This window comes from Salinivibrio sp. AR647 (assembly GCF_001995415.1).
Taxonomy (GTDB): domain Bacteria; phylum Pseudomonadota; class Gammaproteobacteria; order Enterobacterales; family Vibrionaceae; genus Salinivibrio; species Salinivibrio costicola.
Window position 1 is genome coordinate 37,008 of record NZ_MUFE01000005.1, and the last position, 18,294, is coordinate 55,301.

The 18,294-nt window shown below is 47.9% G+C and carries 13 protein-coding genes; 6 read left to right on the top strand and 7 right to left on the bottom strand.

Features of this window, described 5'->3' with window-relative positions; genetic code table 11:
• Nucleotides 1–64: 64 nt before the first annotated feature.
• On the bottom strand, nucleotides 65–1,765 hold the full coding sequence (locus tag BZG76_RS07005) for an FAD-dependent oxidoreductase (protein WP_077460699.1): 1,701 nt from the start codon (nucleotides 1,763–1,765) through the stop codon (nucleotides 65–67).
• A 10-nt stretch (nucleotides 1,766–1,775) separates the two neighbouring features.
• Complete coding sequence (locus BZG76_RS07010) at nucleotides 1,776–1,967, bottom strand: YgaP family membrane protein (protein WP_077460700.1); 192 nt, start codon at nucleotides 1,965–1,967, stop codon at nucleotides 1,776–1,778.
• A 214-nt stretch (nucleotides 1,968–2,181) separates the two neighbouring features.
• On the opposite strand from BZG76_RS07010, the gene BZG76_RS07015 reads away from it, so the two are divergent.
• From BZG76_RS07015 to BZG76_RS07030, 4 genes are all read left to right on the top strand, one after another.
• Nucleotides 2,182–2,520, top strand: a complete 339-nt coding sequence (locus tag BZG76_RS07015) for an ArsR/SmtB family transcription factor (RefSeq protein WP_021023582.1) — start codon at nucleotides 2,182–2,184, stop codon at nucleotides 2,518–2,520.
• Nucleotides 2,521–2,655: 135 nt separating this feature from the next.
• Complete coding sequence (locus BZG76_RS07020) at nucleotides 2,656–5,964, top strand: efflux RND transporter permease subunit (RefSeq protein ID WP_077460701.1); 3,309 nt, start codon at nucleotides 2,656–2,658, stop codon at nucleotides 5,962–5,964.
• Nucleotides 5,961–7,028, top strand: a complete 1,068-nt coding sequence (locus BZG76_RS07025) for an efflux RND transporter periplasmic adaptor subunit (protein ID WP_077460702.1) — start codon at nucleotides 5,961–5,963, stop codon at nucleotides 7,026–7,028. Before BZG76_RS07020 ends, BZG76_RS07025 begins: the two co-directional genes overlap by 4 nt.
• A 65-nt stretch (nucleotides 7,029–7,093) precedes the next feature.
• On the top strand, nucleotides 7,094–7,861 hold the full coding sequence (locus BZG76_RS07030) for a substrate-binding periplasmic protein (protein ID WP_158011333.1): 768 nt from the start codon (nucleotides 7,094–7,096) through the stop codon (nucleotides 7,859–7,861).
• Between the two features lie 96 nt (nucleotides 7,862–7,957).
• Here the strand turns inward: BZG76_RS07030 and BZG76_RS07035 are convergent, their stop codons facing one another.
• From BZG76_RS07035 to BZG76_RS07055, 5 genes are all read right to left on the bottom strand, one after another.
• Entirely contained in the window at nucleotides 7,958–8,689 is a 732-nt protein-coding gene (locus BZG76_RS07035; RefSeq protein WP_077460704.1) for a substrate-binding periplasmic protein, read from the bottom strand.
• A gap of 27 nt (nucleotides 8,690–8,716) precedes the next feature.
• Entirely contained in the window at nucleotides 8,717–10,270 is a 1,554-nt protein-coding gene (locus BZG76_RS07040) for a methyl-accepting chemotaxis protein (RefSeq protein WP_077460705.1), read from the bottom strand.
• A gap of 65 nt (nucleotides 10,271–10,335) precedes the next feature.
• On the bottom strand, nucleotides 10,336–11,073 hold the full coding sequence (locus tag BZG76_RS07045; protein WP_077460706.1) for a substrate-binding periplasmic protein: 738 nt from the start codon (nucleotides 11,071–11,073) through the stop codon (nucleotides 10,336–10,338).
• Nucleotides 11,074–11,336: 263 nt separating this feature from the next.
• Entirely contained in the window at nucleotides 11,337–13,166 is a 1,830-nt protein-coding gene (locus tag BZG76_RS07050; protein WP_077460707.1) for a M4 family metallopeptidase, read from the bottom strand.
• Between the two features lie 365 nt (nucleotides 13,167–13,531).
• On the bottom strand, nucleotides 13,532–15,535 hold the full coding sequence (locus BZG76_RS07055; protein ID WP_077460708.1) for a hypothetical protein: 2,004 nt from the start codon (nucleotides 15,533–15,535) through the stop codon (nucleotides 13,532–13,534).
• Nucleotides 15,536–15,730: 195 nt separating this feature from the next.
• On the opposite strand from BZG76_RS07055, the gene BZG76_RS07060 reads away from it, so the two are divergent.
• Nucleotides 15,731–16,780, top strand: a complete 1,050-nt coding sequence (locus BZG76_RS07060) for a zinc-binding metallopeptidase family protein (protein ID WP_198532307.1) — start codon at nucleotides 15,731–15,733, stop codon at nucleotides 16,778–16,780.
• A 138-nt stretch (nucleotides 16,781–16,918) separates the two neighbouring features.
• Nucleotides 16,919–18,226, top strand: coding sequence for an ATP-grasp domain-containing protein (locus BZG76_RS07065; RefSeq protein ID WP_077460709.1), 1,308 nt, complete (start codon nucleotides 16,919–16,921; stop codon nucleotides 18,224–18,226).
• Nucleotides 18,227–18,294 lie beyond the last annotated feature (68 nt).

Below are 18,294 nucleotides of genomic sequence, written 5' to 3' on the forward strand. Positions count from 1 at the left end.
GGGTTTTCCAATAAACAAAAAGCGCGAGCATTGGCTCGCGCTTTTGACTGGCAATGATTCGCGTTTAAGCTGTGGCAAACTTGTAAGTGCGATAGCCGCCTAGTAAATTACGGGCTTTAAAGCCATGATTGACTAACTGGCGATAGGCGACGTTGCCGCGCAAGCCGACTTGGCAGTAAATCAAAATTTCTTTGTCTTTGGGAAGCTCATGAATGCGCCCGCGCAGTTCGTCAACCGGAATATGGATATCGCCTTCGATATACTCACCGTTTTCGCGTTCGGGGGCATTGCGCACATCCAGAAGCACTTGGTCATCACCTAGGGTCGCTAAATCGTGATAATGAACCGCTTTTGCGTCACCTTTGATCAGGTTAGTTGCTACAAACGCGGCTTGGTTGATCACATCTTTAGCACTGCCATACGGTGGGGCATAGGTCAGCTCCAAATGTTGCAGTTGCTCAACCGTCATCCCGGCACGCTGTGCAACCGCCATGACATCAATGCGTTTATCAATGCCATCTTTGCCTACCGCTTGTGCGCCTAAAATAGCGCCCGTGTCGGGTGTAAATAACATTTTAAACGAGACAATTTCTGCGCCCGGGTAGTAACCTGCATGGCTTGCCGCGTGAACATAGACTTTTTGGTAATCAATGTTGGCCTGTTTAAGTTGCTTCTCATTTTGGCCCACAGAGGCAACGGCCAGATCGAAAATCTTACAAATGGCGGTGCCTTGGGTGCCAAGATAATGCTCAGTGCTTCCTAGCATGTTGTCAGCGGCCATGCGCCCTTGACGGTTAGCCGGTCCAGCCAGTGGTACCAGCGTCGGCTTGTGAGTGACAAAGTCGATTTCTTCGACGGCATCCCCGACCGCATAAATATCTGGGTCTTGGGTCTGCATGGTGCTGTTGACCACGATCCCGCCTTTTTCACCAATCGCCAGGCCGGCCTGTTGTGCTAGGGTGACTTCAGGTTTTACGCCGACAGCCATGATCAACAATTCAGTGTGTAGCGTGTCACCATTATTTAGCGTGAGGCTCAGTGAACCTTCTAAGTGTTGCGGTTCACTGGGTTCACCGGCGTCATCACTGGCCACATGCGTGGTTGGAATGTATTCGGCCGACGCCAAGGCCGTCCCCAGGCGTAAATCAATGCCATGATCACGAATGCTCTGATGGGCAAAGCCTGCCATTTCGCGGTCAACCGGCGTCATCACCTGATCGGCCATTTCTAAAAGGGTGGTTTGAATGCCACGCTGATGGAGTGCTTCCATCATCTCAAGACCAATAAAGCCTCCGCCGACGACGGTTGCGTGACTAGGGTTGTTCATCTCGATGGTGTGCAAAATTGCATCCATGTCCGGGATGTTGCGCAAAGAATGTGTGAGTGGGTTATCTAAGCCAGGAATCGGCGGCATAATTGGCGCCGCGCCAGGGCTTAATAGTAATTTGTCGTAGCTCTCTTGATAGGTGCTGCCATCGGCCCGAGTGACCGTAACGGTTTTGTTTTCGCGGTCAATGTTACTGACGGCGCTATTAATACGCACATCGACATTAAAGCGCGCACGAAAACTATCTGGGGTTTGTAGCAAGAGCTTACTGCGATCCGTGATATCGCCACCGATATGGTAAGGCAAACCACAGTTAGCGAACGAAACGTAGGGGCCGCGTTCGAACATAATGATCTCAGCGTCCTCGGTCAGACGGCGTGCACGAGCTGCAGCAGAAGCGCCACCGGCGACGCCTCCAATAATTACTATCTTGGTCATTTTGACTCCGTTAAGCGTGACGTAATCCAAGTTTTTTCAGGAAAAAGGCTGCCGGACAAATCCCTGTAAACGCGCTTTGAATGAGGTTTACGCCCACGAATACAGTAAGCCAAACAAATTGGCTGTGCACGGTGAGGGTAAGTACCACAGAAAGCAGCACTATGCTGCCAGCGATCACGCGAACTGCATTTTCAATTGTCATTGTAAGACTCCTTTGCATTGATATTGCACCGTAGCTACCGCTCGACTGACGTTGGTTGCTTTGGGTGCGTGTCCTGTTATGTGGATTGAATCCAGCGTTAGTTTCACTGTAGTCGCTATGTTTAGAAAAGTCTAATGATAATCCATCTAAATTAGAGTTGACTAAATAATAAGAGGGGCTAAGCTTAAGGAAGTCCTTACAACAGGAGCCTAACATGGTGGTTCAGACAGGGTTATATGAAAAAGATGATGTGCCTGATATGGACATTGGCGCAATGCGACAACAAGCATCGAAAGCGGCGACCTTGTTGAAGGTAATGGCGCATCCTGAGCGCCTGGTGGTGTTATGTCAGCTACTGGCTGGAGAGACCCATGTGGGACAGTTGCAACAAGGTTCGAGCCTCAGTCAGTCGGCGTTTTCTCAACACTTAAGCGTGCTCAAACGTCATCAACTGGTGAGCGTACGTAAATCATCACAGCAGGTATTTTATCGCTTACGAGATCCCAACGTCGCGGATATTATCGCCACGTTACAACGCATCTATTGCCCGTAATCTTGATTTATTACTCGTTGTTGTGATGCTAACAACATATCAGACGGCGATGGTTCACTAAGTTATATCTAGGCATGTAGACGTTATATCCATTCCGTAAAGGATGCGCACGGACGACAGCAACAAGGAACTGCTATGCGAGATGATCAACCTCAAGGCCCGTTTATTACCCGTGTGATGAACAGTTTTTTTCCGCCTATTTTAATTGCGTTGGCATTTTTGGTTGGGGCTGCCGCGCTGTGGCTTACACCGAAAGAGGAAGATCCGCAAATTGTGGTGCCGATGGCAGATGTGCTCATACAAGCACCGGGCTTAAGCGCGCAACAAGTGGCAAAGCAGGTGACGCAGCCGCTAGAGAAAAAAGTCAGTCAAATAGACGGGGTGGAGTATGTTTATTCCACGACACAAACCGGATCGGCGCGTGTGACCGTGCGTTTTTATGTCGGAGAAGATCGCGAATCAGCGCTGGTCAAGCTATATAACAAGCTGTACGCCAACCAAGATGAGATCCCTGCCGCGGTGAGCGAGTGGGCGATTAAGCCGGTTGAAATTGATGATGTCCCTATTGTGATGGCGGCGCTGCGTAGCGATAAGCCAGATAGTGTCGATCATTACGCGCTGCGTCGTATTGCTGAGCAAGCCACTTTGGATTTAAAAACCCTTCCCAAAACCAATGTGGTTAACGTTGTCGGGGGTATGCCACGTCAAGTGTTAGTGGCTTTCGATCCGGCGGCAATGGCAAGTTATCAAATCAGTGTGGCCGATTTAACCCGTGCGTTTTCACTGAGCCATCAAAAACGGTATGCCGGTGATATTCAGCATCAAGGCCAGCGGTATGTCCTTGAAACCGGACAGTGGTATCAAAGCCGTGACGATATTCGCCAGTTGGTTGTCGCGGTTGTGAATGGCAAGCCTGTGTACTTACAAGATGTCGCCACGTTAAGTGATGGTCCCACTGAGGCCAGCACCGATACTTGGATTCAATCGCAACAACAGACCAAACCGCATCCCGCTGTATTTATCTCGGTCGCCAAGCAAAAAGGCTCGAACGCGGTGACGGTGGCCGACGATGTAACGCGCACCCTCGATCGTTTAGCGAACACCCAGTTCCCGGAGGGCGTAGAGGTTGAGATTATTCGCAACTATGGTCAAACCGCTGATGCTAAAGTCAATAATTTAGTCTCGAGCTTAGGTATTGCCGTGCTGACCGTGGTGGTGTTTGTGGGGCTGTTTTTAAACTGGCGCAGTGCCTTGGTCGTGGCCATCGCGATTCCGATTAGCTATGGCGCGGCGCTGGGGCTTGATCTCGCTTTTGGGTATTCCATCAATCGTGTCACCTTGTTTGCTCTGATTTTGGCGTTGGGCCTGATTGTCGATGACCCAATAGCCAGTATCGATAATATTGAACGTCACCTGACCCATGATAATAAGCCGCGGGGTCGCACCATTGTACTGGCGATGCTGGAAATCAAACGGGCACTGATCATGTCGACGGTGGCGATTGTTATTGTGTTTACTCCGATGTTTTTTATCACTGGGATGATGGGACCTTACATGGCGCCACTGGCATTTAATGTGCCTGTGAGTGTGGTGATCAGTACCTTGGTGGCGTTTTTAGTCACGCCTTGGCTGGCGAAAAAAATTGTTCGTGCCTCGAATAAGGGTGATGACTATCGTATGGAAACGACACCACTTTATCGGGGCTATCGTCGACTATTACTTCCCCTGTTAGAAAATAATCGCCGTGCGAAAAGGTTTCTTATGGTAGTAGGGGGGCTGTTTGTGGTAGCGGCGATGTTACCGGCGCTACGTCTCGTGCCGCTTAAACTCTTACCCTATGACAACAAAAACGAATTTCAGGTGGTGTTGGATTTGCCAGAAACCGCCAGTTATGTCGAGACCTCGAATGCATTACGTGAGATGAACACTTATCTTCAGCAGCAAGCGGAAGTTGTCTCTGTGTCGGGGTTTGCGGGGCTTGCATCACCGATGGATTTTAATGGCATGGTGCGTCATTATTTTGCGCGAAATGCCCCCTATCAGGGCGAATTGCGCGTCGTCTTGGTGGATAAGCAGCGGCGAGAATTACAATCACATGGTTTAGTGACCCGCTTGCGTGATGATCTGGAATCGATCGCAGCCAAACATAATGCCGACATACAACTGGTGGAAATGCCACCCGGCCCACCTGTACTGGCGACCCTTGTCGCAGAAGTCTATGGTGCACCGAGTACGCCTTATGCAGATATTCAAGCGCAAGCCCAACAGGTTGCGGCGCGATTGGAACGAGAAGCGTTAGTCTCGGAAGTCAGTACCAGTATTCAAGGACCGCTATCGCGCTGGCAGTTTGTGGTCAATCAAGAAAAAGCGGCATTATCTGGCGTTGCTATCACTGATATTAACCAGGCATTGCGCGCGGCCAATCAAGGCGTCACGTTGGCTCACCTGGCGGATGCTGATGAAATCGATCCCTTACCGGTCACGCTGCGTTTAGCCCCGGATGCACGCGATAAACTGGATACCTTATTAGCGCTTCATATACGAGGCCGTGCCGGTGTCGCAACACAATCGGTGCAAGGCGCTTTGGTCGATGCACCGCAACCGCTGGTGGCATTAAGCGAGTTGGGGTATTTTGAGCGACAACCGGTGGACCAACCGATTTATCATAAAAATCTTCAGCCTGTGGTGTATGTCTATGCCGAGCCAATTGGACGTGTACCTGGGGAGGTGGTCGCTGATGTGATCGCTGACTTTAATCAGCCAAAAACGGATACACCACGGCCGCTTGCAGCGCGTAGTTACCTCGACAATGGTGCTGGTGATGGTTGGCAGGTGCGTGACGATATTAATGTTGTTTGGAGCGGCGAGGGAGAGTGGAAGATCACCATTGATGTATTCCGTGACCTTGGTATAGCTTACGGCGCCGCTTTGTTAGGCGTCTTTATCGTGATGCTAATCCAAACCGGCTTACCGGCGGTGTCTGGGATGATTATGCTGGCAATTCCCCTCACGGTAATCGGCATCATGCCCGGTTTTTTGTTGCTTAATGGCTTAAGTGGCGACATTAACGGCTATCCAAACCCAGCACTTTTCACCGCTACCGCGATGATAGGCATGATTGCATTGGCCGGCATCGTGGTGCGTAACTCCCTGGTATTGATTGAATTTATTCAGCAATCATTGGCGCGCGGTATGGAACTTAGTGAAGCCTTAATACAAGCGGGAGCGGTACGTATGCGGCCGATTTTGCTGACCGCCGGTACCACCTTATTAGGGAATGTGATTATTACCCTTGACCCCATTTTTAATGGTCTCGCATGGGCCATTATTTTCGGGATTGCGGCATCAACCGTCTTTACCTTGCTGGTTGTGCCTGTGGTGTACAACTTAGCGTATCAAAATCATCCTACCCATGGCTTACCGGCAGAAGGAGACGAGGCATGAATAAGAAAAAAGGATTACAGGCCGTCGTGCTGGGCACTGGATTGTTAGTGCTATTTCTTGGTATGGCTGGGGTCTTTACAGAAAAGGTGACCTCAAAGGCCAGCTCTTCGCAAGGAGCGGACGATCATAACACCTTGACGCTTACCGCGATTGAGCAGCCGCAAACCCGAACTTTTTCAGGGCAGCTGGTGGCGCGGCAAAACGCAACATTGGCGGCGCGAATGACGGCAACGGTTGCCGATGTCCTGGTCGATGTTGGCGATCGCGTGGAGCAAGGCGATATACTGATCCGCTTAGACAACGCCGATCTCAGTGCTAAAGTGCGCCAAGTGCAACAAGCACTGGCCTCAGCACAGTCACAACTGAATACTGCGCGCAGCGATTATCGCCGGATGGAAACCTTATTAGCGAAAAAGCTCGTGCCGCAATCACAATTCGATGATGCCGAGAACCGCTTAAATACCGCGCGCTCTGAATACCGCCGGGCGATCGCGGCAGTGGATGAGGCCGAAACCCAGTTCGGATTTAGTCTAGTGCGCGCGCCATTTACTGGACTGATCACCGAAAAAATTATCAATCAAGGGGATACGGCGACGCCGGGTGCAGCGATGCTGACGTTGTACAACCCAGACAGTATGGAGGCACAAGTGAACATCGCCGAGTCTTCACTGCCTTTTGTGACGATTGGAGACACGCTTCATCTACGCTTGCCAACTTATGAAAAAACATTGACTGGAACGATACGCACGATCACGCCGGCCGCCGATGCGACGTCACGTAGCTATCGCGTTGCTTTGACTTTGCCTGTCACAGACGGTGAAGATGATCAGGCACGGTTACCTGGTATGTTTGTTAAAGTGACAGTGTCACAAAAGACGAGCTCTATTTTATCGGTTCCTGCTAACGCGCGTTACCAAATTGGTCAACTTGACTATGTGAACGTGGTTGAAGACAACCAAATTATAAGACGCTTGGTGGTACTGACCGAAGAGGGCCGAGTGCGAAAAGGGCTAAAGGCTGGCGAAACTGTATTACTGCATCCTAAATCGCAGAAGACTGACTGATCGCGTTCGTATTTTTAACAATGTCGACGATACTTAGAGGTGAGTTATCCCTCAAGGAGTTGACTATGAAGATTGCGTTACTCTCTGCCACGGCCTTAGCTGGCAGCTTATTATCAGGACCATCGATGGCACTCGATACCTCATCGCTTAAAGTGTGTGGTGATGGGGCGAATTGGCCACCTTTTCACTATAAAAAAGGCGAGAATATCGAAGGCTATGACATTGATGTCCTTAATGCCATCTTTCAAGACAGCGGTGTAGATGTATCGGTAGATTTACCGCCGTGGAAGCGGTGCGTTTTTGAGACAAAATCAGGTAATTACGATATTGCGCTCAGCGCATCTTACAGCGAAGAACGCAATCGTGACTTTCTTTTAACTGACTATTATTACACATTGCAGCCTAGCTATATTTATTCAACTCAACAACATCCGAATGGCCTGAACATCGAGACAGCGGATGATATTAACCAGCTGCGGATGTGTGGCCTTTTGGGCTATAACTACACAGGGTTCAGTGTCGATGATAGCCAGGTGAGGAAGTCAGCAAAAGACTTTAAGCAACTGGTAAAACAGACGCAAGCAGGGCGCTGTGATGTATTTTTAGCACGCTACGAGATACTCGCAGGATTCAAAGCAGCACAAGGCATTGATTACCTCGCTGGCGGGATGCAAGTCGAGCCGATTCCCGGCAATATGGGTGATAAGTTCCATATGATGATTTCGCGTGAACACCCAGAGGCTAATGAGATAAAAGCATTGCTCGACCAAAACTTTGAATCCATGCGCCAGTCCGGTCAATTAAAATCAATACTTGATGGTTATTTAAACTAAATGGTTATTTAAATTAAACGTGCGAACTTAACGCACGTAAATAGTAATAAAAGAGGTGCAATCGCACCTCTTTTTATGTCATGGGTGCATTGTTTATTAATCGACACCGTATTTTTTCACGATTTCTTCAAATGTACCGTTTGCCTTGATAGCTTTAAGTCCTTGGTTGTAATCATCAATAATCGCTCTTCCATCTGGGTTGGCCTTACCACTCGTCACATGCAAAGCGTTGGTTGATAGTGACTTATCAGTAAAAGAAAACTGGTTACTATCAAGTCCTTCTTTTTGCATGACGGATTGGGCGACGATTCTATCTTCCAGAGTTAAATCTATTCGGCTGGCTAGTAACTTCTTTAAATTTGTTGCAAGATTATTGGCAACTGGTTTTTCAAAGTTTGTGGCATTTAAGAAGGCATCACCATAACCGTAATCACGCACAACACCAACGGCTTTACCCTCAAGATCATTCAAGTTAGAGAATTGGAAGTCATCGCCAGAGCGTTTTATAAACGTCAGCTCGTTATCCATGTATGCATCACTATAGTGCAAAAATTCAGTGCGATCTTTGGTGTGCCACGTTGCCGGTAATATATCGATATTCCCTTTATTCACTGCATCCAGTGCACGTGCCCATGGCATATTTTTAAAGTCCACCTGATAGCCTTGTGTTTCCATGGCTGCTGTTACTAGCTCAACAGAAATACCAGGCCGCTCTGGATCCGCAGTCACGAAAGGTGGCCAAGGATCTTGCGCAGCTGTCAATGTTTTAGCTATGGCACTGGGTATAAGTAGTAATAACCCTAAGCCAACTGAGATTAACTTTTTCATGTGTTCTCCTTTTTATTAGCGCTTGAGCTAGGTTTTAAACTTCTCCATTTGCCCTTTGATATCCTCACTGAGCGTCAGCACTTTATCAGTGCGCGTGGCATTATCTTGCGCCCCTTCTGTAACCTGATTAGTCGCTTCTGAGGCCTCGTTAATCGCTTGGCTGACTTCATCGATGGCCTGACGCTGCTCATCGGTTGCTTGCGAAATCTGGCCGCTGCGCTCAGAAATATCCGTAATGGTTTCGCGCACTTGGCTAACGGATTCTTGTGATTCTGATACGCGTCCTGCGGTGCTTTCTAGGATGCTACTAATACGATTGATTTCTTTTTCAACCGATTCCGTTGCGTCACTCAGCGACTTAATGTTGGATTGGATTTTCTCAGTCGATTCGCTGGTTTTCACTGATAAGCTACGCACTTCATCGGCGACAACCGCAAACCCTCGCCCTTGTTCGCCCGCTCGTGCCGCCTCAATCGCGGCATTCAATGCTAATAAGTTTGTTTGTTCTGAAATATCGTTGATCACGTTGACGACATCTGAAATTTTCTCACCCTCTTCTAACAGCTTGTGCATTTCAGTATTCACATTTTCCATCTCAGTGCGCATGTTAATAATTTCAGACGCTGAACTTTCAATAGTGCCGTAGACTTGATTGACAAGGTCGGTTGCATTGGCAGCATGTGTCGCTGCATCATTCGCTGTATCCGCAACCGTTGCGATCGACTGGTTCATTTGTGTTGCGGCCGCAGCGACGGTAGACAGGCTCTGTTTTTGCTGTTCTAAACGCTCGGCGTTGGTTCGTGCCATTTGTCCACTTTCTGCTGAGACGCTGGCGAGATTAATCGATGCCTGGGTCACTTCATTGACGATCTCACGAAGAGAGGCGGTGAAATGATTAATATGTTCGGTTATCTGAGCAAATTCTTTATACTTTGGCGCGGGGATAACTTTAGAAAGATCACCATCGCCACTGGCCAATTCACGAACTCTAGCAGTGAGATCATTGAGTGGTTTCACCACCGTTGCAGTGAGTGCCAGAATTAAGAACACAATAATGACAAGATCGAGCACGACGAGCTCGATAACACTTCGTTTCAGTGTGTCTGCTAGTGCGGCTTCTAATCGCTCAGTGTTGTAGAAAACTTGTAATGTACCGACTTGATTGGTTTCTCCATATTCGGTGAATGACAGCTCGTTCTCTTTCAGCATCATCGACTCGTACATCGATTTTTCACCATCACCAATCGTTTTTGCCTGCCTTTCACCGTCTTCGCCATTGTCTTGGCCAAGACGCAAAAACACAATGGCTTCGCCTTGTTTATCAAGCACTCTTACCGCTTTTATATCTGGCGCTTTGAGCTCGGCAGAAATGGATAACTTCGCCGCTTCCAAATCAAAATCCCAAATCGCTTTTGGGAGACTGAGGTTCATTCGGTTGGTGGCGTTAGCCACGGTGGTTTCAAGCGCGCTACTCAGTTCCTTTTTCGTGCTCTGGTAATCAATATAACTTGATATGCCTAACACGATAGAAACAGCAATAACCACTTGAGTGACAAATATTGCTTTAAGACTCTTCAACATAGCGCTACTCTTCCATTTGCATTTGCCGCACGATCCATTTCGATCGCTTTTATTGGTAAGGGAGATTACTCGCCCAAACGTTCTTTCATTATCTGTTCGATATCGATTTTCTCGAGCCCTTGATTAACGATATCGCGCCACTTTTTTCCCGCCTCATTGTTAGCAAATGCGATATGGAGTTGTTTGTCGACGAGAAGCTTTTTGTTCATTTGCAGATTAGCTTTTACTGCACTAAGGGCTGGATCATTCTCTTTGAGGTAATCCAGAACGTTGGTATCAACCACCGCGAGAGGGATACGCTCTCGGCCCACTTTTTGTAGGTTTTGGGTATCGCTGGTGACGTCGGAGGATTTTAATGAGCCATTCGCAATACGGGCATCTAATTCCGGTGTGTTGACGTAACCACGGACGACACCAATCGTGTGAGGTGCAAGATCATTAAGCGTTGACCATTCGATAGGGCGGTTAACGTTTTCAACAAAACCCAGTGGGCCGGTTCCTATAGGGTCAGAGAAAATGAGATCATCTGTCTCATAGTGATATTCTGGGAAGTACCCTGCATATTTGGCATCGTTTTTTACCAGGTACACGGTGCGCGACCAAGGATAAAACTCGACATTTAGCTCATGACCCATGGCCTGAACCGCTGCGCGCACAACAGCGACAGAGGCGCCTTGATCCGGTAATTTTTTACCAGAATAAGGGGGCCATTCAAGAGATGGCATAGTCAGCACATCGGCACGAGCGGGTGTCGTGATCAGTAGTAATGCTGAGAAAGCGAGTGTGAACAGGTGTTTGAGCATGGTGCCTCCAATTTTTTATCTTCTTATAAGCGTAGACGAGATAAAAAATATGAACGTCGTGATCTTTTTTTACCTGTGATAACCGTGTGATTAATGTCTATAACGTGATGAAAGCTATAAATTTATATGCACGCTCAGCGTTTACATTGATAGCTAAATCATCAAAGAGAAAAAGGATAGACCTTAAATTGTCTATCTTTTCAGTAAATACCCTATGTCGACTAGACAAAAATGCCGCTGTGATTACAGCGGCATGATAGCGGTTAATCGCGGACTAAACTGACGTTTGAATAGTTTTGATAGCCACGTAGCATGACGTGGTATGTCACGTTTTGCTGCGCATTTAGTGTGCAGTTTTCATTATTGCCGTTGTTGTAGGGGCGGCAATCCCAATTGCTGGTGGTCGGTTTGCTTCCTTCCTTGACATAAAGGTCTGCATCACCAGATCCACCACTCATGCTGACGTTGACACTGCGGCTACTATCTACGGTAAATGTAAAAAAAGTCTCGCTTCCACTACCACCGGCTAAGCCTGTAATAGGCTGGTTTGGTAGAAGTACATTGTTAGTGTTATCGTCACAACTTGCGCTAACACCTACCGCGTTAAAGGCGTCAATGACATCTTGCTCGTTATAAGCCAGGTCTTTGGCGGCTTTTGCTACGCCACATGCACCCTGATCAAATGTACTATTTGCGGTCCAATATAGTTGGTTAGCCGTAGTAAATATTTCGAAGCCTTTACGAACATCCCAATTCGTTTTGTTGGCTAGTAGATAAAAGGCACGGTTGTATACACCGCTTGAGTGGTGAACATTCATGCCATCACGATATTGGCTGGCGTCATCAATCGAGTTGCCATCGCGAGAAGGCTGCTCAAAGTAACGGAGCCCACCGGAGCCTTTAAAGATATCGGCACCAACTAGCCAATCGACATCACCATGCATATAAAATTCAGCGGCTTCGCCAGCGATATCAGAGAAAGCTTCATTTATCCCGCCTGACATGTCAGCGTAAATTAGCCCCGAGTTTTGCTCCGTAAAGCCGTGACTAACCTCGTGAGCACTGACGTTGATATCGACCAAGGGGTAAAAAGTGTTTTGGCCATCGCCAAACGTCATTGAACGACCATTCCAGAATGCATTTTCGTAATTGTTGCCATAGTGCACTCGCATGGTGAGTTGGAAGCTAAGTGGCGCGGTATTCATCCAGTCCTTGTACATGTCAAAGACAACATTTCCAAAGTAGTGCGCGTCATTGAGCGGCGAATAGGCACCATTAACATATTTTTTATCGTTGTAATTACCGGTGTCCGTGCAAGGGTAGGAAAAGGCAGTGCTACCGGAGGTACCATTGTCTAAATCGACCGTTTTGACTTTGTCGTTTTCAAGTGTACAAGTACTGCCGACTTTATCAATAGGCAGGCCATCATAGTCGGTGCCATAAGTATACTGACCAGTCTTTTCATTGCCGCCCGGCCCGGTGCCGACTGCCGAGGCATGGTTGATGCCGTCCCATTGTTTTAAGATCTCGCCTGTATTAGCGTCAATTATATAAAATGGTCGGGTTGGATCATTACCAGCTACAAAGAAATCAACGAGGTAGACGAGTTGTGCATTTTGTTGATCATCGAGCCTCACCACCAAGCGGGTGTTTTCGTTTTCGAAAGGTGCGGAAGTAAGTGTCTTCTGGCTTTGCGTAAAATCGGCTTTGGCCGCTTCTAACGCAGACTGGCTGTTGAGCGCGGGTGACACATTAACAATGTCATTCGCTACGCCTTGGGCCATGGTGCCGTAAACGTCGCTCCGTTGGCCCTGCTTTTCTGTCGCAACAACAGCCGTGTCAATAACCGGCACACCTTGAAAGGTTTGTTGGTAGCGGACTTTGATTTTGCCATTTGGCAAGGTGACACGCTTGACCTCTTTAAATCCTAAAGGATTCGTTTGCGATCCTGACGATGCATAAACGCCAGTCGGTTGATTCAAAACTTGGTTGAGTATTGTTTCGTCAGTAACGTTAATGAGATCGGCACTCACAGCGGGAGTGCTAATGGCCATGCCAGAAGCGATAAGCCATGCTAATTTAGATAATTTCATGTTATTGCCCTAATTGTTGTTGAAAGATTCCTTTCTTCCCAACCGCACAATAGGAAGGCGAACGTTTTAGTCCACTTCTCTAACGTGACCTATCAACAGCTCTCTTTACAAGCTTGTTACAATTAGTTGTGTAAACAAACACTGACATGGTCGGACCGTTTTAAATGCAATAGCGTGTTCAACCTTGCTGTGAACCGTTTATCTAAAAGAGGTTATGGTTATTGATTCATCAATGACCAGAATTATTTACAGAATAAATGACTATTTAGTTATGAGAGACTGGCCGCAAATTTTATGTATAGCATGGTCGACGAGATAAGCGAGGGTCACTTGAGCGTGACCCTCGTCGATGTCATGCCTGTTATCTATGGCGTACGACGCTGACTAGACGATTGTGATTTAGTCAGGGGCTGGTGATAATTTGGCCAAAACAGAGAGGTTGGGCGTTGTTTTATTTGGTTGATAACGGCGGATCGGACCGATGCGATGTCTAGCTCGCAGTTACGCGAGCGCAGCGCGACGAATAATGCGAGGCCAAAGCTGACCCACAGATTGATAAAGCCAATCATCAATACAAAAAATAGGCTGGATAAAACAGTCAACCACGACTGGTAATCGCTAATATGCGCATAGGCCGCATGGGAAGAAGAGAAGGCAACATGGCGAATATCAAGCGGAACGTCAATAAGATAGCCTAAGTAACTGGTCATGCCTAAAAGCACACCAAAAATAAAGTTACCCCCCAATGCGCCATAGTTTTGATGAATATACAGCGCTATCCGCTCTCGTCGTTGAAGCGAGATTGCGCGGAATAACGGATGGCCGATTAACCGATCTTTCAACTCAATGTAGTCCGCCCGATTATCGAGTATGCCGGTAATAATACCTGACAAAAATAGCCAGACCCCAGCGATAGCGGCGTAAAGCCAGGCTAAACCATGGATCGGATGAATCGCAGCGGTTTGATAGGCCACTTGTTCGCTGTTTAGTACCGGATTGCCATATAAATGGCTAAAAAGCAGACTAACCAACACACTTACGATAATTGCCGCGGTGATATTGCCCCAGACTGCAAACCACTGAGAACGATTCACATTGATCAGTAACCGTGCCAGCTTTTTACTACGCGTGCGCCCTTGTTTGTTCTTTTCCACATGTGCAGCAAAGTTTGCCGCGGTCATCGCCGGCTGCTTGGTGGCAATGGTAAAGTGTAAAATGTGCACCAGCATAAAGCCGACGCCGTAGTTTAAACTGACCAGTAATGCATTATTGAGTGGTGATAATTGCAGGGTCTCGATATACATTTTTACCCATGCTAACAGGGCAATAATCACCCCTGCGCCGCAGGCGCCGCGCAGAATTTTAAAGTAATCGTTTTTGGTTTTGGCGATATAATGCTCGCCGTGGTTGCTCTTATTTTGTGTCACGCTTTGTGCGAATGTGCGGGTACTTTTGCGATAAATCGCGCGTACACTGTTGCGTTCAGTCACTGAAATAAGCAATTGCCGCCAGAGGTTTAATACGCAGCGTGCTTTTTGGTGTGGATGCCGAAAGTCTAGGATTTGGATCAGTAGCACCATTCGGTTTAACGTTTGATCCAAGCGCTCAAGCATACGTGAGGCGTGCGCAGAGAAGCCCATTTGGTTAATACCACGAGCTCGGATCCGCTTAACCTGCTGCTGACATTGCTCAATTATCACCCAAAAATGTGCCCTGTCTTTGGGATCCAACGTGTCGTTCTTAATCGCGTTCACAAGTTGGTGGGTTTCACGCTGCAATGCAATGAATGGCGAATCAACCTCGCTGAGACGTCGATCAATGCGTAATAGCTCTGGATCCAATTCCTCCGCGGCAATCCAGATAGAGAGCATTTCTAACGAATAACATAGCTCGCTTTTAATGTACGCACCTGTTGAGCGGATTGTTTCGGGAGCGGCACTTTTTACTAAGAGGCGGTATAGCTTAAACCAGCACTTATGAGAGATGGCTTTGACCCACGCTTTATCTTCCCCTCCTACAAAGTAACTTAATAGGTCGTTAATATCGTTACAGCGCTTAGGCGGCGGATTGACTTTGTTATAAAGACGACGAAAAATATCGGTAACAAGACCGTTTTTAGAGAAAATCCCCAACTGCACAAACGCCGGTGACAGCTTTATTTTTTTGGCTTCATTGCACACGCTGTTGGCAAAGAGCGCGGCTTGAGAGGGGGAGTTGGCTAACGCTAAGACAAGCTGCTCAAGACGCAATTCTGCCAGCTTTGGCTCTCCTTCACGAAGGTAGGTAAAGAATACATCAAGGCGCTCCGTGTCATTGGCACAGAGAGAGAAACCGTCTATCACTTTAAAGGCCGGTGTAATCGCAGGCATAAATCAATTTTCTTATCAGTAGATAGTCAACGCTCGCGTAGTCTACAAGAGCGAGAAAGCAGGGGGAAGCGAAAGCGCGCTTAGATCACATTTAGGCTACTCCCCAAGGTGTTCCACGCATGGCGCTGGATTGCTAAGCAAATCGAAAGCCGTTTGTTGTGACCCAGTCGCAGTTTTAGGGAAATATCGCTGGTTGTGAGCACAGCCAAAGCCTACGGTGGGTGGCTCGGAAAGTACTTTTCCGCGGCATCGTTTGCCTTTTCTGGAGTTTTGCCGAATATGATGAGTTTCACGAATCCGGTAGGTTCCGGCACGTTATGGTTTCACAACTTGGCCACTGCAGAGGGAACACCGGTAGCTTATGATCCTCAGGCGCGTGCTTTTCTGCCTATGCCACCATTTTGTGCCAACCGTGTCATTATAGGATGTAATTGGATAGCGCCTGAAGAAGGTGCTTTTTGCCGGGCTTGCGCAATGACAGCACTCGCACCAGATCCTGACATACCTAACGCCATTGATTACTGGGCAGAAACGGAAGCGGCTAAACGCTGGGTCATCGATAACTTAGGGCGGTGGCATTGGTTCCGACCAGAAGATCCTGGTACACGGCCTACCTTTCATATGCTCGCTGATGGTAATACGTTGGCGGCAATGGGGCATGGGGATGGCGTGGTAACAATGAGCGTTTCTGAGGCCGATCCTGTGGTGCGTATCTCCCGCAGGGAAGCCTTGGATGAACCGTATCGAACGCTGATAGGCCATATGCGCCATGAAATTGCGCATATGCTTTGGTGGCGCTTAAGCCTTCGAGAAGATTTTCTTAATGCATTTCGTGAGATGTTCGGGGACGAACGTATCGATTACACCACGTCGCTGGAAAATCATTATCATCAAGGGCCACCGGTAGGGTGGGAGCAGGCGTACATCACTTCTTATGCATCGGCTCACCCCCATGAAGATTGGGCGGAAACGGCAGCAAGCCTATTACATCTTACTGATATCACTGATAGCTTTGTGGCCTCGGGGCTTGTGTCGCCGGAGATGCCTAGCCACGGCTGGGATCCCTATGCCGAGCCTGACACGGAGCTGCTGGTTCATGTGGCCTCTGCCATTGTGATGCGAGTAAATCATATTAATCGATCCATGGGCTTGTCTGACGTTTATCCCTATGTATTGTCTGAGACTGCCCATCGAAAGCTTGCGTTTGTACATGACTGGCTTCGTCGTGGCGCGCAGGGGCGATGAGTTTTATATAGGTCAAAGGCCTTAACGAACATCTACTTGGAATGGTGTCTTTAAAAGACGATGGATGGGAATAGGATGCATCGCATCAACGTTGGTCCGTTTCCGATGCCTCAGTATCAAATAAAAGGAGTTATAAATATGGCGATTACGCCTAAATCAGACATGTCACCAGAAGTTTTGTCCTGGCGAGATCCTTCTATGGACTCTGTCCAAGGAACTGAAACCCCCAAAGATCCAAACAAAGGTTACATTGCGCTATTAGGGTGGAGTGTCAACGCAATTAAAGCGGCCCAGAAATTTGATCGTCGCTATATCGTGGTTGCACCTGAGTGGGCGCGAGATTTTTGTACTGCGAACAATATCCCGTTTATGTCATGGGATTTCCTTCGACTTGATGACACTTCTATCGAGCTTGCTAGAAAACTCAAGGCTGAGGGCGTCGATGTCGCTGTGCCACTGTTTGAAGAAACGGTTGAATGGTCCGGCGCGATCAACTCTGTACTGCTTGATAATCCTCGGATGTACGGGCAATCGATTTTATTCCGTGATAAAGCGCTAATGAAACGTCGAGCTCAGCTTGGCGGTATTCGTGTCGGCATTTTTGAAGAGGCGCATGAAAAAGAAGATATCGTGCGATTTATGAAGCGAGTTAATCAAACATTACTCAAACTTGACGGCGATCCAGACGATCCAATTCATGTCAAAGCGTTTGATAAAGCGGGTTGTTTAGGACATCGCATGCTGCGAACCGTTGACGAAATCGATGCTATCCCGGCTGAAGAATACCCGCTGCTTATGGAAAGTCATCTCGATGGATGGGAGTTTGCCGTTGAAGCCTGGATTCACGATGGCAAGATCATGTTCTTAAATATCTCTGAATACGTCACACTCGGCTACTCGGTGTTTGTGCCTGCGACAAAAGAGCTCGAGAGTTGGCGAGACGCGATTACTAAGCAAATTGAGTTATTGATTAAAACCTTTGATATCCAGTTCGGTCAGATCCACCCAGAATACTTTGTGACCAGTGACGGCACTATGTACTTTGGTGAGGTCGCCTACCGCCCACCGGGATTTAAAGCGTTTGAGTTGATTGAGCGAGCTTATGGCTTTAATGCTTATCAGGCTTCATTTTTGGTGTTTGATCCTAAGAGCACAAAAGAAGAAGTTGACGCTTTCTTCCCGCGTGAAGTTGTTGATGCAAAAGGCTATGCTGGCTGCTTTGGCGTATATCCCAAACGGCGTGTCGTCAGTCAGTTAGAGATGCCAAAAGAGTGTATAGAACATCCCTATTTTGATTTCCATGAGCTTCAGGCGCCTGCTGAAGAGACGGTTCCAGAGCGAGATGCGTTTGGTACCCACTGGGGGCTGGTGTTCTTCTTCGGGGATGATCCGATTAAAATGCGGGATTTATTAAAAGCCCAAGAAGACTTGGATTTTTACGTCTAGTACGTCTTGATATAACCTTGCTTATCCTCCGCAGCCTGGGTTAGAGGCGTCTCTAACCCAGGCTTTTT

What these genes read in the sequence shown, in the direction of transcription:
- BZG76_RS07050 (WP_077460707.1), bottom strand. Translation starts at nt 13,166, where the DNA reads ATGAAATTATCTAAATTAGCATGGCTTATCGCTTCTGGCATGGCCATT.
- BZG76_RS07035 (WP_077460704.1), bottom strand. Translation starts at nt 8,689, where the DNA reads ATGAAAAAGTTAATCTCAGTTGGCTTAGGGTTATTACTACTTATACCC.
- BZG76_RS07030 (WP_158011333.1), top strand. Translation starts at nt 7,094, where the DNA reads ATGAAGATTGCGTTACTCTCTGCCACGGCCTTAGCTGGCAGCTTATTA.
- BZG76_RS07025 (WP_077460702.1), top strand. Translation starts at nt 5,961, where the DNA reads ATGAATAAGAAAAAAGGATTACAGGCCGTCGTGCTGGGCACTGGATTG.
- BZG76_RS07010 (WP_077460700.1), bottom strand. Translation starts at nt 1,967, where the DNA reads ATGACAATTGAAAATGCAGTTCGCGTGATCGCTGGCAGCATAGTGCTG.
- BZG76_RS07040 (WP_077460705.1), bottom strand. Translation starts at nt 10,270, where the DNA reads ATGTTGAAGAGTCTTAAAGCAATATTTGTCACTCAAGTGGTTATTGCT.
- BZG76_RS07005 (WP_077460699.1), bottom strand. Translation starts at nt 1,765, where the DNA reads ATGACCAAGATAGTAATTATTGGAGGCGTCGCCGGTGGCGCTTCTGCT.
- BZG76_RS07015 (WP_021023582.1), top strand. Translation starts at nt 2,182, where the DNA reads ATGGTGGTTCAGACAGGGTTATATGAAAAAGATGATGTGCCTGATATG.
- BZG76_RS07020 (WP_077460701.1), top strand. Translation starts at nt 2,656, where the DNA reads ATGCGAGATGATCAACCTCAAGGCCCGTTTATTACCCGTGTGATGAAC.
- BZG76_RS07045 (WP_077460706.1), bottom strand. Translation starts at nt 11,073, where the DNA reads ATGCTCAAACACCTGTTCACACTCGCTTTCTCAGCATTACTACTGATC.
- BZG76_RS07065 (WP_077460709.1), top strand. Translation starts at nt 16,919, where the DNA reads ATGGCGATTACGCCTAAATCAGACATGTCACCAGAAGTTTTGTCCTGG.
- BZG76_RS07055 (WP_077460708.1), bottom strand. Translation starts at nt 15,535, where the DNA reads ATGCCTGCGATTACACCGGCCTTTAAAGTGATAGACGGTTTCTCTCTC.